General features: G+C 70.5%; 14 protein-coding genes. 8 read left to right on the plus strand and 6 right to left on the minus strand.

Features of this window, described 5'->3' with window-relative positions:
• Positions 1-85 precede the first annotated feature (85 nt).
• The 3 genes from ACIBVQ_RS19675 (at position 86) to ACIBVQ_RS19685 (ending at position 3,720) form a co-directional block, all read left to right on the plus strand.
• On the plus strand, positions 86-1,024 hold the full coding sequence (locus ACIBVQ_RS19675) for a pseudouridine-5'-phosphate glycosidase (protein ID WP_399178975.1): 939 nt from the start codon (positions 86-88) through the stop codon (positions 1,022-1,024).
• Between the two features lie 7 nt (positions 1,025-1,031).
• The gene (locus ACIBVQ_RS19680; protein ID WP_362775715.1) at positions 1,032-1,982 is read left to right on the plus strand and encodes a sugar kinase; all 951 of its coding nucleotides are present in this window, start codon (positions 1,032-1,034) and stop codon (positions 1,980-1,982) included.
• A 64-nt stretch (positions 1,983-2,046) separates the two neighbouring features.
• Positions 2,047-3,720, plus strand: a complete 1,674-nt coding sequence (locus ACIBVQ_RS19685) for a hypothetical protein (RefSeq protein WP_399178977.1) — start codon at positions 2,047-2,049, stop codon at positions 3,718-3,720.
• A 37-nt stretch (positions 3,721-3,757) separates the two neighbouring features.
• Here ACIBVQ_RS19685 and ACIBVQ_RS19690 read toward each other — a convergent pair whose 3' ends face one another.
• Positions 3,758-4,645, minus strand: coding sequence for an SIR2 family protein (locus tag ACIBVQ_RS19690; protein ID WP_352011728.1), 888 nt, complete (start codon positions 4,643-4,645; stop codon positions 3,758-3,760).
• Between the two features lie 790 nt (positions 4,646-5,435).
• On the opposite strand from ACIBVQ_RS19690, the gene ACIBVQ_RS19695 reads away from it, so the two are divergent.
• Together ACIBVQ_RS19695 and ACIBVQ_RS19700 are read left to right on the plus strand one after the other, a co-directional pair.
• Complete coding sequence (locus tag ACIBVQ_RS19695) at positions 5,436-6,665, plus strand: FxsB family cyclophane-forming radical SAM/SPASM peptide maturase (protein ID WP_352011550.1); 1,230 nt, start codon at positions 5,436-5,438, stop codon at positions 6,663-6,665.
• Positions 6,662-8,008 carry an HEXXH motif domain-containing protein gene (locus ACIBVQ_RS19700; RefSeq protein ID WP_399178980.1) on the plus strand — a complete coding sequence of 449 codons (1,347 nt, stop codon included), beginning with the start codon at positions 6,662-6,664 and terminating at the stop codon, positions 8,006-8,008. Before ACIBVQ_RS19695 ends, ACIBVQ_RS19700 begins: the two co-directional genes overlap by 4 nt.
• Before the next feature lies 1 nt (position 8,009).
• Here the strand turns inward: ACIBVQ_RS19700 and fxsT are convergent, their stop codons facing one another.
• Positions 8,010-10,547: an FxSxx-COOH system tetratricopeptide repeat protein gene (gene fxsT / locus ACIBVQ_RS19705; protein WP_352011548.1), complete on the minus strand. Its 2,538-nt coding sequence runs from the start codon at positions 10,545-10,547 to the stop codon at positions 8,010-8,012.
• A 260-nt stretch (positions 10,548-10,807) separates the two neighbouring features.
• Between fxsT and fxsA the strand changes: the two genes are divergently transcribed.
• Together fxsA and ACIBVQ_RS19715 are read left to right on the plus strand one after the other, a co-directional pair.
• Positions 10,808-10,972 (plus strand): FxSxx-COOH cyclophane-containing RiPP peptide, encoded by a 165-nt coding sequence (fxsA, locus tag ACIBVQ_RS19710; protein ID WP_352011547.1) that lies wholly within the window; start codon positions 10,808-10,810, stop codon positions 10,970-10,972.
• Positions 10,973-11,224: 252 nt separating this feature from the next.
• Positions 11,225-13,201 carry a tetratricopeptide repeat protein gene (locus ACIBVQ_RS19715; RefSeq protein WP_399178982.1) on the plus strand — a complete coding sequence of 659 codons (1,977 nt, stop codon included), beginning with the start codon at positions 11,225-11,227 and terminating at the stop codon, positions 13,199-13,201.
• Here ACIBVQ_RS19715 and ACIBVQ_RS19720 read toward each other — a convergent pair.
• Both ACIBVQ_RS19720 and ACIBVQ_RS19725 read right to left on the minus strand, forming a co-directional pair.
• Entirely contained in the window at positions 13,188-14,024 is an 837-nt protein-coding gene (locus ACIBVQ_RS19720; protein ID WP_399178984.1) for a hypothetical protein, read from the minus strand. The genes ACIBVQ_RS19715 and ACIBVQ_RS19720 overlap by 14 nt on opposite strands.
• A 105-nt stretch (positions 14,025-14,129) precedes the next feature.
• Positions 14,130-14,558: a DoxX family protein gene (locus ACIBVQ_RS19725; RefSeq protein WP_352011544.1), complete on the minus strand. Its 429-nt coding sequence runs from the start codon at positions 14,556-14,558 to the stop codon at positions 14,130-14,132.
• An 81-nt stretch (positions 14,559-14,639) separates the two neighbouring features.
• Between ACIBVQ_RS19725 and ACIBVQ_RS19730 the strand changes: the two genes are divergently transcribed.
• Complete coding sequence (locus ACIBVQ_RS19730) at positions 14,640-15,191, plus strand: MarR family winged helix-turn-helix transcriptional regulator (RefSeq protein ID WP_399178986.1); 552 nt, start codon at positions 14,640-14,642, stop codon at positions 15,189-15,191.
• A 6-nt stretch (positions 15,192-15,197) separates the two neighbouring features.
• Here the strand turns inward: ACIBVQ_RS19730 and ACIBVQ_RS19735 are convergent, their stop codons facing one another.
• Together ACIBVQ_RS19735 and ACIBVQ_RS19740 are read right to left on the minus strand one after the other, a co-directional pair.
• Positions 15,198-15,503 (minus strand): hypothetical protein, encoded by a 306-nt coding sequence (locus ACIBVQ_RS19735; RefSeq protein ID WP_399178988.1) that lies wholly within the window; start codon positions 15,501-15,503, stop codon positions 15,198-15,200.
• A gap of 101 nt (positions 15,504-15,604) precedes the next feature.
• Positions 15,605-16,762 (minus strand): acyl-CoA dehydrogenase family protein, encoded by a 1,158-nt coding sequence (locus ACIBVQ_RS19740; protein WP_399178990.1) that lies wholly within the window; start codon positions 16,760-16,762, stop codon positions 15,605-15,607.
• Position 16,763: the final 1 nt, after the last annotated feature.

Raw genomic sequence — 16,763 nt, forward strand, 5'->3', positions numbered from 1 at the left:
AACGTGCTCTTTCTGGAACAAGCAGCTTCTTTACCCGGTTCCACTGAGCAGCCATCCAGGCAGGACGAGGAGACAGAACCCGCTCATGCGTACCACCGAGCAGCCCATCGACAGCGTGCTCCGCCTATCCGACGAGGTGGCCGAGGCACTGGCGCAGGGCGCCCCGGTCGTGGCGCTGGAGTCCACGATCATCTCGCACGGCCTGCCCCAGCCCCGCAACCTGGAGGTCGCGCGGGAACTTGAGGGGCTCGTCCGCGAGGCCGGGGCCGTACCCGCGACGATCGCGGTGCTCGACGGCGTGGCGCGGATCGGCCTGGACAAGGACGGTCTCGAACGGATCGCCACCGAGCCCGGCCTGCGCAAGCTCGGCTTCCGCGACCTGGCGGTCGCCGCCGCGCTCGGCTCAAGCGGCGCCACGACGGTCTCGGCGACCTCCTTCCTGGCCGCCAGGGCGGGCATCCGCGTCTTCGCCACCGGCGGGCTCGGCGGAGTGCACCGTGAGTGGACCGAGACCCAGGACGAGTCCGCCGACCTCGACACGCTGAGCCGTACGCGGATCACCGTCGTCTGCGCGGGCGTGAAGTCGATCCTGGACGTGCCGGCGACCCTGCAGCGCCTGGAGACCCGGGGCGTCGGCGTCGCGGGCTTCCGCACCGGTGAGTTCCCCGGTTTCTACCTGCACACCTCCGGCCGGCCCGTCGACTGGCGCATCGAGACGCCCGAGCAGGCCGCGGAGATCATGCGGGCCCAGGACGCGCTCGACGGGCCCGAGTCCGCGCTGATCGTGGCCAACCCGGTCCCGGTGGACGAGCAGCTCGACCCGGCCCTGCACGACCGGGTCCTGGCCGAGGCGCTCGCGCAGGCGCGGCAGCGCGGGGTGAGCGGCCAGGCCATCACCCCGTTCCTGCTGGAGTACCTGGTCAAGGGGACGGACGGCGCCTCGCTTGAGGCGAACCTGGCCGCGGTGCGCGGCAACGTCCGCCTCGCGGGACGGATCGCGGTGGCCTGGAGCCGGGGAAACTGAGGCGATCGTGGCCGGATCGGGTCTGCTCGTCATAGGTGACGTCGTCACCGACGTCGTCGCGCTGCACGAGGGTCCGGCGCTCTCCGGACTGGCCGTCGGCACGGACACCGCCGCCGACATCGTGCTGCGCCCGGGGGGCTCGGGGGCCAACACCGCCTCCTGGGCCGCCCATCTGGGCGCGGACGCGCGGATCCTGACCAGGGTCGGGTACGACACCGGGGAGTGGCACGCCGCGGAACTGCGCCGCGGCGGGGTCAGGACGCACCTGCGCGTCGATCCCGAGCGCCCGACCGCCGTGGTCATCGCCATGGTCGATCCGACGGGTGAGCGGTCCATGCTCACCAACCGGGGCGCCGGCGGGCACATCTGCGCCGACGACTGGGAGGAGGACCTGCTCGACGGGGTCGGTCACCTGCACCTGTCCGGCTACACCCTGTTCGCCGAACCGGGCCTGCAGCTGTCCAGGCTCGCCCTGGAGCAGGCCGTGCGGAACGGCGTGTCGATCAGCGTGGACCCGGCCTCCACCGGTTTCCTGCGCTCCTTCGGCCCCGAGCGGTTCATCAGGGAGACCTCGGCCGCCCAGCTGGTCATCCCGAACCTGGACGAGGCCCTGCTGCTGACCGGCGCGGACGACCCGGAGAGCGCCGCGGGCCGGCTGAGCCTGCGCTACGGCGCCGCGGCGGTCAAGCTGGGCCCCGGCGGGGCGTTGCTGGCGCGGAAAGGAAAGTTGACCGCACGGCTTCCCGGACTCACCGCGGAAGTGGTTGACTCGACGGGAGCGGGTGACGCGTTCGCCGCCGGTCTGCTGACCGCCCTCCTGAGAGGGGACGACGACGAGGCCGCGCTGGACGCGGGACGCCGCGCCGGAGCCGAGGCCGTGACAGCGGTCGGCGGTCGGCCGCGTATTCTCACGTCTGGTTTGGCGTCCACCGGCTTTACCCACTCTCATGCTAATTGATAGCTTGCGGCGTAGGCTGCACCATTAGCCACATGTGTCACTTTGGGGAGGTTGCGGTCCGCCGATGGATGCCGAGTCATCGATCTGCCTGAGCGATCTGGTCCCGGCCCTGCGCTGGAGCAGAGCACAGCAGGTCGCCGAAGCCCTGGCCGATCCCCGCCTGCCCGCGGGATGGTGGTCCTCGGTCACCCTGCCCAAGGCCCTGAACTCGGCCGGACTCGACTGGGTCTGCGACCGGCTGGCCCGTCTCTCGATGTCCAGATGGGACCACCTCCCCCTGAGCGACGTCCTGCCGGCCCTGCACGTGCACACCGTCGATCCCACGCTGCCCGGCTGGCCGGAACCCGCCCGCGCGGCGATCACCGGCCTCGGCGGCTGGTCGAGGCTGCGCCGCCTGACCGCGGGAGACCTGGGCGGCTCCTCCCTGCCCACCACCCCGGAGACCGTGATGACCGCGGTCTTCCGTGAGGTGCTCAGCCAGATCCCCGGGATCGCCGTCCCCCCGGCCGCCGAGTCGTCCGCGCAGGCGGAACGGCCCACTGCGGAGGCACCCGCAGCGACACCCGCAGAGGCGTCGACCGGGGCACCGGCAGGGGCACCCGCGCAGGCCGAGCAGCAGGAGCCGCAGGCACCCGCCGTACCCCAGCAGGCCCCCGCGCCCGAGCCGCAGGTCAGGCTCAGCGACTACCCGCTGGTCGGCCTGGTGGACAACATGTTCCGCGACTGGGGCCCCCTCGAACGCGCGGTCGCCGTCGACCGCCTGTTCGCCGTCGACCCGATCAGCCTGCGTGCCCTCGCCCACAAGCTCAACGCCGACCTCGGCGCGCTGTCGGTCGCCCAGCGCGCCGCCGAGGAACGCATCCTGCTGTGGCTGCGCTCCTCAGAGTCGGCCCCGCTCACCGGCCACATGTTTGGGCTCACCGAGTGGCTCGGCGCCGCCGCCACCCAGGAGCAGCTCATCGGCGCCGACCCGGCCCACCCCATCGAGGTGCCCACACTGCGCACCCCGCTGTGGCGGGTGCTGGTCACCCTCATGCCCGACCGGCGGCTCCAGGACGGCTGGCTCGTCGTCGGCGACCTGGGCGGCCTGCGGGACCGCACCCGGCAGCTCATGGGCGGCAAACCGGCCGACTCCGAGACGGTCTCGCTGATGGAGCAGCGGCTCGGCATCCGCACCCACTCCGCGCAGGCCTGGCTCGACGCCCTGGCCGCCAGCGCGGAGCGGGGCTCGGCCGTCCCCGACGCCGCCGCGGAGCCCGGCAACAGGCAGCTGCCCCGCCGTACCCCCGGGGCCAACGGGCACCACCACCACCGGGGCGGCCAGCCGATCCCGCAGGTGAACGCCAACGCCATCGACCCCCGTGCCGCCCTGGCCACGCTGTCGGCCCTGTCCGGCAACACCAGGCCCCACCTCATCACCAGCCAGCGCGCCCCGCTCCACCCGCCGACCAGCCCGGCCACCGACCCGAGCCGCTGGCAGCGGATAGAGGTGACCAGCGAGCACCTGCGCGGCGCCCCGGTCGCGGTGCCCGAGGGGTACGCCACCCAGCTCGGCATGCGTCCGGGCACCCTGCTCTCGGTCACCGGTCCCGGCGACAACGCGGTGGTGCTGGTGTGGCGGGACCACCCCGTCTTCGACTCCCTGCAGCCGGTGCTGATGCGCCTGAACGCGCGCCCCGGGGACCAGGTGTACGTCACGGTCGACGGCTACCGCCTGGACGCTCAGCTGCCGTCCTGACGGGCGGACGGTGGGCGGCGGCCGCCGCCCACCGGGTTCACGGGACCGGCCCCATCCGCCGTCGCAGCTCGCGGCAGAAATCCCTGGCCGTCCCCCAGAAGATGGATATCCGCCAGTCCTCGTAGTAACGGGCCACGTCCCGCTGGATCTGCAGGATGTCCGCCCTCGCGCCGGCGGGGGACGGCGCGAGCTGCACGCTCACGTGCCTGCGGCGGTTGATGCCGGGCACCGCCTTCACCAGGCTGTGGAACAGGAAGCGGAAGGTCCAGTCCTGCAGGCTGTACCCCATGAAGAGGATGGGCCTCCTGGTCAGTGCCTCCAGGATCGAGGTGGGCAGCATCCGCTGCCCGTCGGCCGCGCTGTCCAGCGCCAGGTTGGCGACGAACTCCAGGTAGTCGTCCTCGGCCAGCACGATCGAGGCCGGGTCCCCCAGCCTGCCGTGCAGGTGGTAGACGAGCGGCCTGTCAGGACGGGGGCCACTCCCGTCCCCGGCGAAGAGGTCCTTGGCGTAGGCGAGCCCGTCGTTCCAGGCGCACACCGCGACGTCGGGGCTTTTCCCCGCCGCCTCAAGCGACCGGAAGATGAAGTCGTCGTAGTTGGTCGTCAGATAAACCGGCAGCGGAAAACTCGCCAGCAGGCTGTGCGGTTCCAGCGGATCGAGGAAATCGGGGACCGCCCCGGCGTCCAGTTCCTGGCAGACCAGCCGTTTGACGTACACGGGGTCGCCGTAACGCATGGCCGCGAACTGCGCGACCCGGGGAAGGTCGTAGTCGTTGTCGAATGGATAATCCCACCGGCGTGCCATGTTCCGGCTGAGCGCCGTCCCCGTGGGAAGGACACCGGCGCAGGCGCCCGACCCGAGAAACGGTGTGCAGTCCCCGTGTTTCAACTGGTCGAGCAGTCGTTCCCACTCGGCCTCCCCCATGTCGTGCACCTAGGGCACCACCTCGAAGACCGGGATTCCAGCGGAAACGGCTCCCCGGCGGCGCGTTTGCGCCGGTACGGCACCCCTCCGCCCGTGGAGCGCGCCGCCTTGCCGTACGGCAGGGGCGGAACGCGGCCGTGCCCGTCCTCTCGACCGTCGTGAACGTCCGGGGGTGCGGGAGGGGTTCACCTCACGCCTCTTCCCCGTATCGCAGTCCCGGCGTTTTCGAGTTTTTCCCGGCGTTCGGTCAACGAGACGCGGGACCTGGGGAGCGATCGGCCTCTTCTCGACGCCGTGAATATATGATCTTCACGCCCCATCGCGCCTCACATTCAGGTTTCGGTCAACCAAAAGCACACCACGATGCTATTCAAGGGAGCCTGCACCTTTTAGTGGCTTACGCGATTCTGTAATACCCCATCCCGTAAATCAACCTTCGGCGCCGGCGGCGCTTTCCTCGGGGAGGAGGACACCTCACCGCGGGGAGAGGGATCCACTTCCGTGGCCTCGCGGCACGCGGGGCCCACTTCCCCAGAACGGGTCCAGGCGCCCGGAAATCACTCTATTTTACGAAATATCCTGTATACCCGTACAACATACTTACCGATGCCAACTCCACCCCCACCGGGAACTTCATCCCGAACAGCGGCTCACGTCCCGATCGGAGCGCCGCGAATTTCCGCACAGGCGTTCGGCCCGCCTCTCCTCAATGCCCCCGGACACTTTCCCCTATGCTGTAATCCTCCTGAGGCGTCACACGACCTGGTCTCGAAGCGGAGGCTGATCAGCGGTGCGCGAGTGGCCTTCGAATCTGGATGTCGAGGGTCTGACGGCCGGAGGCTGGCAGCCGACTCCGTTCCGCCAGTTCGTAGTCAAGATTCACAGCCGTTGTGATTTGGCGTGCAAGTACTGTTATGTGTACGAAATGGCGGATTCAAGCTGGCGCGACCGTCCCAAAGTCATGTCAGCCGAGATCCTCGCCGCCACGGCGGCGAGAATCGGCGAGCACGTCCGCGCCCACGACCTCGACGCCGTCGAACTCGTCCTGCACGGCGGCGAACCACTGCTCGCCGGTACGGAGCCGATCCGCGAGATCGTGACCCGCGTCCGCTCGGAGACGGCTCCCGGCACCCACCTGAAGGTCAGCCTCCAGTCCAACGCCACCCTGCTCGACCTTCGCTACCTCAGGCTCTTCGACGAGTTGGGGGTCCGGGTCGGGGTGAGCCTCGACGGCGACGAGGCGATGCACGACCGCAGCCGCCGCCGCGCCAACGGCCAGGGCAGCCACGCGGCGGTCATGACGGCCCTCGGGCTGCTGACCTCGCCGGACTTCCGGCATCTCTTCGGCGGCCTGCTGTGCACCGTCGACCTCAGAAACGACCCGGTCGGCGCCTACGAGGCCCTCGCCGCCTTCGATCCGCCCGCCGTCGACTTCCTGCTTCCGCACGGCAACTGGTCGGCGCCCCCGCCCGGCCGGGAGGCGGGCGCCTGCGGCACACCGTACGCCGACTGGCTGATCCGGGTGTTCGACCACTGGTACGGTACGCCGCGCCGGCGCACGGACGTCCGGCTGTTCGGCGAGATCATCCACCTGCTTCTCGGCGGCTCCTCCGCGAGCGAGCAGGTCGGGCTGTCCCCGGTCGCGATGGTGGTCGTGGAGACCGACGGTGGCGTCGAACAGTCCGACCTGCTCAAGTCGGCCTACCAGGGCGCTCCCGAGACGGGCCTGCACGTGACCCGCGACCCCTTCGACGCCGCTCTCGCGCTGCCCGCGATCGCCGCCCGCCAGATCGGCGCCCTCGCGCTGGCCGCCGAATGCCGTCAATGCCCGGTGGGCGGGGTGTGCGGAGGCGGGCTCTACGCGCACCGTTACCGCGCGGGCAGCGGCTTCGCCAACCCGTCGGTCTACTGCCCGGACCTGCTCCGCCTCGTCGGGCACGTCAGGAAGACCGTGGAGAAGGACCTGGCGGCCCGGGTGGGAGCCGCAGCCGAGAGAGCGCGAGACGAAGGAGCACGATGAACCTGCGTGAACACCGGATTCCGGAGGAGATGTTCGCCGAGCTCGCCCGGGGCGGCGGCGGGACCGCGGCCGTCACGTGCCTGGCCGCGGCCCAGCACAGCAAGCACGTCCTCCTCGTGCGCGGGGTGCTGGAGGCGGCGCGGGCGTGCGGTCATCCCGAGGCCGCCGCCACCCGCCGTGCCTACGACCTGCTGGCCACGATCCAGCGCGCGTACCCCGGCGTCGTCAACGCCGTCGTCCGCCATCCGGCCGTGGGCGCCTGGGCACGGCGTACGATCAAGGCCCTTGAGTCCGGGGATCCGGAGGCCGCCCCCGCCCGGCTCGCCGCGCTCGCCGCGGTCGCCGCGATCCGTTCCGGCACGACCTGCGACATCGACGTCCCCGCGGTCGAGGGGGTGGTCACCCTGCCGTCCCTGGGACAGGCCGTCCTGTCGCCGACCGTCTCCTGCGTGACGGTCCAGTGCGATCCGGAGTGCGCCGAGGTCGCGGCAGAGGGGGTGATCGTCCGCATTCCCGCCGACCCCCGGCAGGACGCCCCCGGCTGGCGGGGGATGCGGGAGCTGTCCGCGGAGACGGACGGCACCCCGATCAACGTCGTCATCGACGACATCGACCCCTACCGCATGCCGGAGACCACGAACATGGGCGAGCGCCTCACCCAGGCCGAGGCGAGGTGCTGGCAGGCGACGCTGCACAGGGCGTGGGGCCTGCTGGTCCGCCACCATCGGACCACCGCGGAGGAGGTGGCCGCGGCCATAACGGTGCTGACCCCTCTGCGGCCCCCGGCGCTGGGACAGTCGAGCTCGACCTCCAGGGAGACCTTCGGCTGCGTCGCGCTGTCGACCCCGCCCGACGCCTCGACCCTGGCCGTCACCCTGGCGCACGAGACCCAGCACGCCAAGCTCTCGGCCCTTCTCGACCTCGTCCCGCTGACCATGCCCGACGACGGGTCGCGTTACTACGCCCCCTGGCGTGAGGATCCCCGCCCGGTTCCCGGTCTTCTCCAGGGCGCCTACGCCTATCTGGGGGTGACCGACTTCTGGCGGCGTCAGCGGCACCTGGAGACGGGCCAGGCCCGGGTGCACGCGGACGCCGAGTTCTCCCGGTGGCGTGAGGCCGCCTCCATGGTGGCGCGGACCCTCATCGACAGCGGAAGGCTGACCGCCCCGGGCAGGACCTTCGTCACCGAGATGGCGCGCCGGCTCGACGGCTGGGCGGGTGAACCGGTCCCCGCGGGCGCACGGGCGATCGGTGAGGAGCGTGCGAGCCGCCACCGCGCGCGCTGGCTCAGGAACAACGGGCGGGCGGACATCTCCCCCGTGCCCCCTCCTGCGGGCACGTGAGTCACAGCGCGGGCGGGTCGAAGTCGAAGTCGAGCCGCTCACCGCGCATCGCCACCTTCACGTCGGGATGCTCGTTGGTCAGCACACGCTGGTAGCGCTCGAAGGTGTCGACCGCCAGGATGTCGGCCCATTCCTGCTCGCCCTCTGCGCGCAGGTCCGCGATCAGGTTGATGGCGCAGGCCAGGGTCAGCGGATGGTCGGTGCCCAGCAGCGCCCGCAGCTGCTCCAGCGTCCGTCCGCCCAGCTCTCTGGCGGTGTGCGTGTCGCCCTGGGCGGCCAGGTCGCTGGCCAGGTTGATGGCGCAGGTGAGCGAGTAGTGGTGCTCCCTGCCGAGTCTCACGTCGAAGCCCGCCAGTGATCTGCGGTCGAGTTCCGCGGCCTCGTCGACGTCCCCGTTGACGCGTATCAGCAGCGCGAGGTTCATGTCGCAGCCGTACTTGAAGGGATGGTCGCCGCCGTAGATGCGGGGGTAGCGGTCGGCGGTGTCCCGCAGCAGTTCGAGCGCCGCGGTGACCTCCCCCGTCGCGCGCTGCGCGTTGGCCAGGCACAGCGCCGCCGCGAGGGTGTCGGGATGGTCCCTGCCGAAGGTGCGCTCCTCGCGCTCGAAGGTCCGCTGGGCGATCTCCAGGGCCTCGTCGGTGAGCCCCGCCCTGCGTTTGGCGATGGACAGGTCCTTGGCCGTCCGCAGGGTCCAGGGGTGGTCGCCGCCCAGTTCCTGGACGCCGAACTCGTAGGCGTCCTGACCGAGGTCGCAGGCCTCCGAGTAGTTCCCGCTGAGCCTGACGACACGGGCGAGGCCGTTCCAGGAGGCCAGCACGTTGGAGGTGCTGGCGTCCGAGTTGGCCAGGCTCTGCAATCTGTAGGCGTTCTCCTGGAGTTTGCGCGCCTCGACGTAGTTGCCCAGCAGGAGATAGTCGATGGAGAGGTTGTTCATCGCCCGCAGGGTCCGGCGGTGGCGAGGACCGAAGACGATCTCGTGCTGGCGCCAGGACTCCTCATCGTGCCTGAGCGCGGCGGCGAAGTCTCCCCGGGTCCGCAGGTCGCCGCCGTGGCTGTTGGTGAGCAGGAGAGTCTCCTCGTGCTGCTCGCCGAGGATCGTCCGCATGCGGTCGAGGGTCCTGCGGTTGAGCTCGTAGGAGGCGCGGTAGTCACCGAGCTCGCGCAGGACGATGCCGAAGTGCCGCTGCGCGGAGAGCACGTACTGGTCGTCGGGACCGCTGTCGGCCCGCCACCTCTCGATGAGACGGCCGACCAGGTCACTGGCCGACTGGTAGCTCCCCGAGGAGTACAGGTAGCGCACCATGTCGAGGGCGAAACCACGGATGCCGGGCTTGCTGCTGCTCTCCACGTCCGCGGGCGTCACGTGCCCCAGCAGCTGGGAGTATCCCTGCCACAGGGCGTTGTCGTCGGGAAGACCCGGCGCCGCCGCCGCCAGAAGCAGGTGCGCCTCGTCGCGGTAGGCGGGGTGCTCCCGGGGGTCGAGGCCGTCGCGCAGCAGCGCCTGGACCAGCCGGTGGACCTGGATGGTCCGCGCGTCCGAGTCGATGCGCGCCAGGGCGTAGCGGCCGAGTTCCCTGATCGCCTTGCTCAGCAGGATCGGGTTGGCCAGGAGCGCGCCGAGCTTGGAGTCGGAGGCGAGGTCCTCGGGCAGTCCCTTGAACACGTCCCTGGGGATGGGCTCGGGACCGAAGAAGGCGCAGCATCGCAGCAGTTCGACCGCCTCGGGCAGCTTCGCCTGGAGCTGCGAGACCGACAGCGACCACGCCGCCGTCATGGACAGCGGGTAGTCCGAGGGTTTGTTGGCGTCGAGCAACTGGGTCGTCTGCTCACGCAGCAGCCGGAAGTACTCCTCGACCGACATCCCGGTCTCCGCCTGCAACGCCCCCGCCTGTTCGAGGGCCAGCGGCAGATCTCCCAGTTCCTCGGCCAGCCGCTCCGTCTCCTCGGCGCCGACCTTCCCCGGCAGCCGCTTGCCGAGGAACTCGACGCTCTCCTGCCTGCTGAACACGTCGACGGGCAGGGTCTCGACCACGCTCCCCCACGAGTGGTTGCGCGAGGTGATCAGCACGTGCCCCGGCCCTCGGGGCACGATCTCGTTGATCTCCTCCGGCTGCTCGGCGTTGTCGAAGATGAGCAGCCACTTGGAGTACGGCCTGCCCCTGCGCAGCGCGTCGAGCACGGCGGTGAACGCGTCCTCGATCCCGGTCGTGGTCAGGGACGGCAGGCCGAGGTGCGGCGCGAGACCGGCCAGTGAGGAGCGCACCAGTATGGGTTGGTCCGCCGGAATCCACCAGACCACGTCGTACTCGTGGCGGAAGCGCCAGGCGTACTCGATGGCCACGTGTGTCTTGCCCACTCCGCCGAAGCCGTGCAGGGCGTGGGGGACGACCGCGGTGACGTCGGACGTGACCGACTCGTGCAGTCTTTCGAGCAGGCTCTCCCGGCCGGTGAAGTTCTTGTTCTGCTGCGGCACCTTGCCCCAGACCTGGGGCTGGCGTCCCGGTGTCCGGGAACCCTCCGACGATTGTGCAACGGACACGCGACCGCCTCCACTCGCCCGATCCGAGATGAGTTTAGACTTCCGAACACGGCGCGCACCCATACAAAGAGGCCAGACTCCCGTTTCAATGCCACTAAATATGTTTTAGGGAGCAAATCGCCCGACTTCTTTGGTGAGCGCGGGTCGCCGGTCCCCCGATGTTAGGAGCCCCCGGCCGGACATGGAAGGATGACCGGGTAAGCCGAGCGGGCGGAAAACGGCACGGACGCCGGCCTCGCCTCCAAGCGCCAGGAGTCCAGATGAGCGAAAAGGCCACAGATTTCAGCAACGGCCTGATTGACGTCACCTCTTTGAACCTCGCCGACCTCGACCGGGTCGACGACTCTCGCCTCAGCCAGGCCTTGCGGCGCCTGCTCGACACCGAGGAAACCGGTCCGGTCGCCGGTTTCCAGTCGGCCATATAACGCCGTTCCATCCGGCCGGGAAACGCGCCCGGCGGCCGTGGGGCCGGGTTTTCCGAACCCGGCCGACGGCGATCGCCCCTCCCTCCGGCGAAGGAGACCGGAACCGATCCCCCCGGCGACTGGCCCGCCCTTCTCCTCCGCCTTATCGTGCGAAAAGCCGCTCCATCCCGAACGACCGTACGGCTCGATCTTCCTGGCCACCGCGCCGGAGCTCCCCAACGGCCCCGGCGGAGACAAGAACGGACGGGCGCCATGACGGACCCGGCGCAGGTGAGAGGTGAACCCGTCCAGCCCTACGTGGGGCTGCGTCCCTATCTGCGGGCCGACCACGCGCGTTTCTTCGCACGCGAACGGGAGACCCGTGAGGTCGCGACCATCTGGCAGGCCGCCGGGCTGACCGTGCTGTTCGGAGCGTCAGGGGTCGGCAAGACCTCCCTGCTGCACGCCGGGGTGCTGTCCCGCATCGAGACCGAGCGGGCGGACGTGCTGCCCATCGCCCGGGTCTCCCCGCGCGGGTTCTCCACCAGGGGGACGGCCAACCCGTACGTCCTGGCGCTGCTGTCGGCGTGGGCGCCGGACGAACCGTTGTCGGTGCTCGCCGGGCTGACGGTCTCCGAGTTCCTCGCCGGGCGCCCCGAGCGGACCGACCGGTACGGTGACCCCGTGCCGACCCTGGCGGCCGTCGACCAGGCCGAAGAGCTGTTCGGCGGCTCGCTTCGCGGGGAGGAGGACCGCAGCGCCCTGCTCGCCCAGCTGGTCCAGGCCGTGGACGAGCATCCGGGACTCCACCTGCTGCTGTCGCTGCGCGAGGAGCACCTGGCCGCCGTGCTTCCGTACGAACGCCCGCTGGGCCGGGGGTCGCGGGCGCGTTTCCACCTGCTGCCCTTCACCCCCGCCGCGGCCCTGGACGCCGTGACCAAGCCGATCGAGGGCACGGGGCGGTTCTTCGCCAGGGGCGCGGCCGAACTGCTGGTCAACGACCTCCAGACGACCGTGATCGCCAACGACGAGGGGGACCGGACCATACTGACCCTGAAGTCCATAGAGCCGGTCCAGCTTCAGGTCGTCTGCTCGGCGCTGTGGGAGTCCCTGCCCCCCTCCCTGCGCGAGATCACCTCCGAGCACGTGAACCTGCACGTGAACGTCGACCGGTTCCTCACCGGGTTCTGCAGGACGGCTCTCGACGCCGTCGCCGCCGAGCACGACGTGCCCCCCGCGGAGCTCGGATACTGGCTGCGCAACGCCTTCGTCACCGAGCACGGCACCCGCAACACGGTCTACGAGGGTCTTCAGGAGACCGCGGGCATGCCCAACGCCGTCGCCAGGGCCCTGGAGGACCGTCATGTCCTGAAGGCCGAGCACCGGCTGGGAATCCGCTGGTACGAGCTGCAGCACGATCGTCTCATCAGCTCCGTCCGCGGACCGGAACGCCCCGCCTCCTACCTCAGGGACGCACGGGAGCTGCTGGCCAGGCAGAGCTGGGAGAGCGCGGGAAGGCTCGCCGAGGAGGCGGCTCGTGTCGCGGAGTTCGACGAGGTGTGGGTGCGGGCCGAGGTGAAGGCCATCCTGGGGGAGGTCGCCGCCGCCCGGGGAGAGGTGGAGACCGCCCGCGCGCACCTCAGGGAGGCCGCTGAGACGTTCGCGGTGCTCCAGCGCTTCGACGGGGTGGCGCGGGCGCTGACCGCCGACGGGCGGCTCAGACTGGCGCAGGGTGAGTACGCCGAGGCCGTCGACGTGCTCAAGTCCGCCCTGTCGTGGGCCCCGAACGACATGTTCGTCCAGTCGGCGCTGGGGCAGGCCCTGTGGTGGCTCGGGCAGCCGCTCGCCGCCCTCGCGATGCTCAACGGAGCGGTGAACCTCGCCGGGGAGCCGCCGGTCGAGGCGCTGGCGTTGCGCGGTGAGATCCTCGCCGATCTGGGCAGGTCCGATGAGGCGTTGCGTGACCTGAACCGGGTGCGGCACCACCAGCGGGCCGGCACGGTCGCGGCCAGGGCGCTGGCCCTCGCCCAGGCGCAGCGGCTCGACGCCGCCGAGCAGGAGATCCTGGACGCCACGGGCGCGGAACCGGGCAACGGGCCGGTGCTGCTTCGGGCCGCACGGGTCAACGCGCTGCTCGGCAGGACGGGGGTCTCGGCGGATCTGGCCGCCCGCGCGCTGGAGGCGGGCGATCCCGGGCTGCCGCCGCACCTGCGCGGGCAGGCGGGGCAGCTCCTGCTCAGGTCCGCCTGACGCCCGGCGCCGGGTTCTGCAGGGTTCGCTCCCCGGCCTCCGCCGCGTCGGCGGGGAGAACGGGGACCGGGGGGACGTCGTGCCGGGCCGCGTTCCAGATGTGGTCGAACTGCTCGACCCAGTATCCGTACCAGCGCTCGTCGCGCCCGCGGGTCAGTTCCAGGTGCATGCGGGAGGAGGTCGAGAGGTTGTGGAAGCCGTGGATCTCCACGATCACCCGGCCCGCCGGGGTGTCCGGGTCGAGGAGCACGAGGCTGAAACCGGGGCTGTAGGACAGCAGGCGGTAGTCGAAGGCGCCCGGGGTCTTCCAGCGGCTCATCAGCCGCAGCCGTTCCATCGTGGTCTCCAGCGCGGCGGGCAGCCGCTGGACGGGAAACTCGACCGACTCGTCGAGCTGCCTTGACGCCTGTCTGACCGACTCCTCTTCGCGGGGGTCGAGGATGACGATCCTGACCCTGCCGTTCTCGCGCCGCAGCACGCTGTTGCGCAGGATCTCGCAGGTCTGCGCCGACAGCAGGTTGACGGCCGAGGGGGCGAAGACCCGGACGTCGCGCACCCCGGCGAACAACGACGCCGCCGGGACCGTGTCGTAGACCGACCGGTCGTACAGGACGCCCTCGGCCATCTCGGGGGTCTCATCGGGAAGCGAGCGGTAGATCAGCAGGCCGAGCCCCGACAGCAGCACCGCCCATCTGAAGTCGTCGTCCAGCCTGTCGCTGAAGAGCGAAACCAGGGCGTAGAGGACTGCGACGACGGTCAGGGCGTGGGCGTCGATGTTCCGCCGCTTCCTGAGGTCGCCGGCGACCCGCCGCAGCCATCCCACTTCGCCCCCCGGCTCCTTGGTCGTCCCCGGTCGTGGTGCCGATTGTCGCCCGCACCGGACCGGCGATCCATGGAGCCGGAGGTGACATCCAGGTTCGGCGGGCCGTCAGGAGACGCCGGCCGTACGGCGCCGCTGCCAGAGGTCGTCGAGGGCGAGAGCGCCACCACCGCTGAAGGCGATGGCGAGCAGGGCGCAGATCAGGGCCAGGACGAACTCGTAGCCCCCCTTGGCCGCGTCGAAGCCGTTGGCGCCGTGGACGAAGACGATCGCCCCGAGCATGTCCAGGACGAGCAGGATCGCGGCGATCGGCAGGGCGGCTCCGAGGATGAGCGCAATGCCGCCGACCAGCTCGATCACGGCGACCGCCGGTGCCGCCAGGCCCGGCAGCGGTACGCCGATCTGCTCGAAGAAGGCCGTCGTGCCGCTCAGGCCCATGGTGGCGAACTTCTGCCAGCCGTGGACGACGAAGATCACTCCGACGCCGATCCGTGCCAGCAGCAGCGCGATCGGCCTCGCACGCTCAAGCCAAAACATGAGGACTCCCCATGGTCGTTCGAATTTGAACCACCACCTTAACTCCCTGGTTCAAATTCGAACAACCCATACACTGGAAAAGTGGCGGACACGAGATGGTTGAGCGAAGGTGAACTGGATGCCTGGATGGCCTACCTCAGGGCGACGCACCTGCTGGAGCGGCGCATCGAGGAGCAACTGAAGGCCGACTCTGGACTTACCCATCCCCACTACGAGATTCTCGCCAAGCTCTCGATCGCGCCGCAGCGGCGGCTGCGCATGAGCGACCTCGCCCGCAGACTGGTCGTCTCGAAGAGCGGGCTGACCTACCAGATAGGGCAGCTTGAGAAACGAGGGCTGGTCGAGCGGATGGACTGCCCCTCCGACGAACGGGGCGTGCTCGCGGTGCTCACCGACGAGGGAGTGCGCTGCCTTGAGAAGACCGCGCCCGGCCACGTGGCCGTCGTCCGCGCCTTCCTGATCGACCAGCTGACCCCCGAGGAGCTGGCGACCATGGCGCGCATCATGTCGAAGGCCGCCGCGGCGATGTCCCCGAACGGCTCGCACGGTTCACCGCCCGGCTCCCCAGGCGAGTCGCAGGGCGGCTCCCCGAACGGAGACCGGCCGAGCCCGTCACAGGCCGACCCCGTCTGAGGGACCTCACCCCCGCCTCGCACGCCGTACGGCGAGGGCGATCAGCCGCATCTGCACGGCCGGCGGCGGCAGGGTCAGCGGCGCCGCGACAAGAAGGGCCTCCAGCATGCCCGCAGGCCCCTCGCACTCCATGGACCCCCGGTACACCGGCCGGGTGCAGGAGCCGTGGTCGAGGAGCCAGGCGAGCAGCGTCCGGTCGGCGAGGGCGGTCATCGGCGGTGCCGCGACCGCGACCAGGACGGCGCGCCCCGCCCTGTCATGGGCCGTGTCCGTCCTGACCGCAACCGGCTGAAGACGCCCGGGGACCTCCATGAGGTCAGCCCGGCACGGAAACGTGCGGATTCCGTGCGGGAAACGTGGAGATCACGCACGAACCCCGGCGCCGCCGTCCTGGCGGCGCCGGGGACGGGGTCTCACAGGCTGGACAGGCCCAGCTCACGGGCGATGAGCATGCGCTGCACCTCGCTGGTGCCCTCGCCGATCTCCAGGATCTTGGCGTCGCGGTAGAAACGGCCCACCGGGTACTCGTTCATGAAGCCGTAGCCGCCGAAGATCTGGGTGGCGTCGCGGGCGTTGTCCATGGCCGCGTTGCTGGAGACCAGCTTGGCGATGGCCGCCTCCTTCTTGAACGGCTCGCCCGCCAGCATCCGCTCCGCCGCGTGGTGGTAGGCCAGGCGGGCGGTGTGGGTGCGGACCTCCATGTCCGCGATCTTGAACTGGATGGCCTGGTAGTGGCCGATCGGGTGGCCGAAGGCCCGGCGCTCGTGGACGTAGCGCAGGCACTCGTCGACACAGCCCTGGGCCAGGCCGACGGACAGGGCCGCGATCGCGATACGGCCCTCGTCGAGGGTCTGCAGGAACTGCGCGTAGCCCCGCCCCCGCTGGCCGAGGAGGTTGGCCGCCGGGACCCGGCAGTCGGTGAAGGACAGCTCACGGGTGTCGGAGCAGTTCCAGCCGACCTTGGAGTACTTCTTCGAGACGGTGAACCCGGGCGTTCCCGAGGGGACCAGGATGGTCGAGATCTCTTTCTTGCCGTTCTCCCGCTCCCCGGTGATGGCGGCCACGCCGACGACGCCGGTGATGTCGGTGCCGGAGTTGGTGATGAACGCCTTGGAGCCGTTGATCACCCACTCGTCCCCGTCGAGCACGGCCGTGGTCCGCATGCCGCCGGGCACGTCCGAACCGCCGCCGGGCTCGGTCAGGCCGAAGGCGCCCAGAATCTCGCCCGAGGCCAGGCGGGGAAGCCACGTGGCGCGCTGCTCGTCCGTACCGAAGCGGTAGATCGGCATGGCGCCCAGCGAGACCGCGGCCTCAAGGGTGATGGAGACGCTGGAGTCGACCCTGGCCAGCTCCTCAAGGGCCAGGCAGAGCGCGAAGTAGTCGCCGCCCATGCCGCCGTGCTCCTCCGGGATCGGCAGGCCGAACAGGCCCATCGCGCCCATCTGCCGCACGATGTCGTAGGGGAACTCCTCGCGTTCGTACAGGTCCCCGATCACCGGGGCCACCACGTCGCGGGCGAACTCCTCGACGGTCTTTCGCAGGTCCTCGTATTCCTCAGCGAGCTTGGGCATC

The sequence above is a fragment of the Streptosporangium sp. NPDC049376 genome (genome assembly GCF_044466505.1).
Lineage (GTDB): Bacteria > Actinomycetota > Actinomycetes > Streptosporangiales > Streptosporangiaceae > Streptosporangium.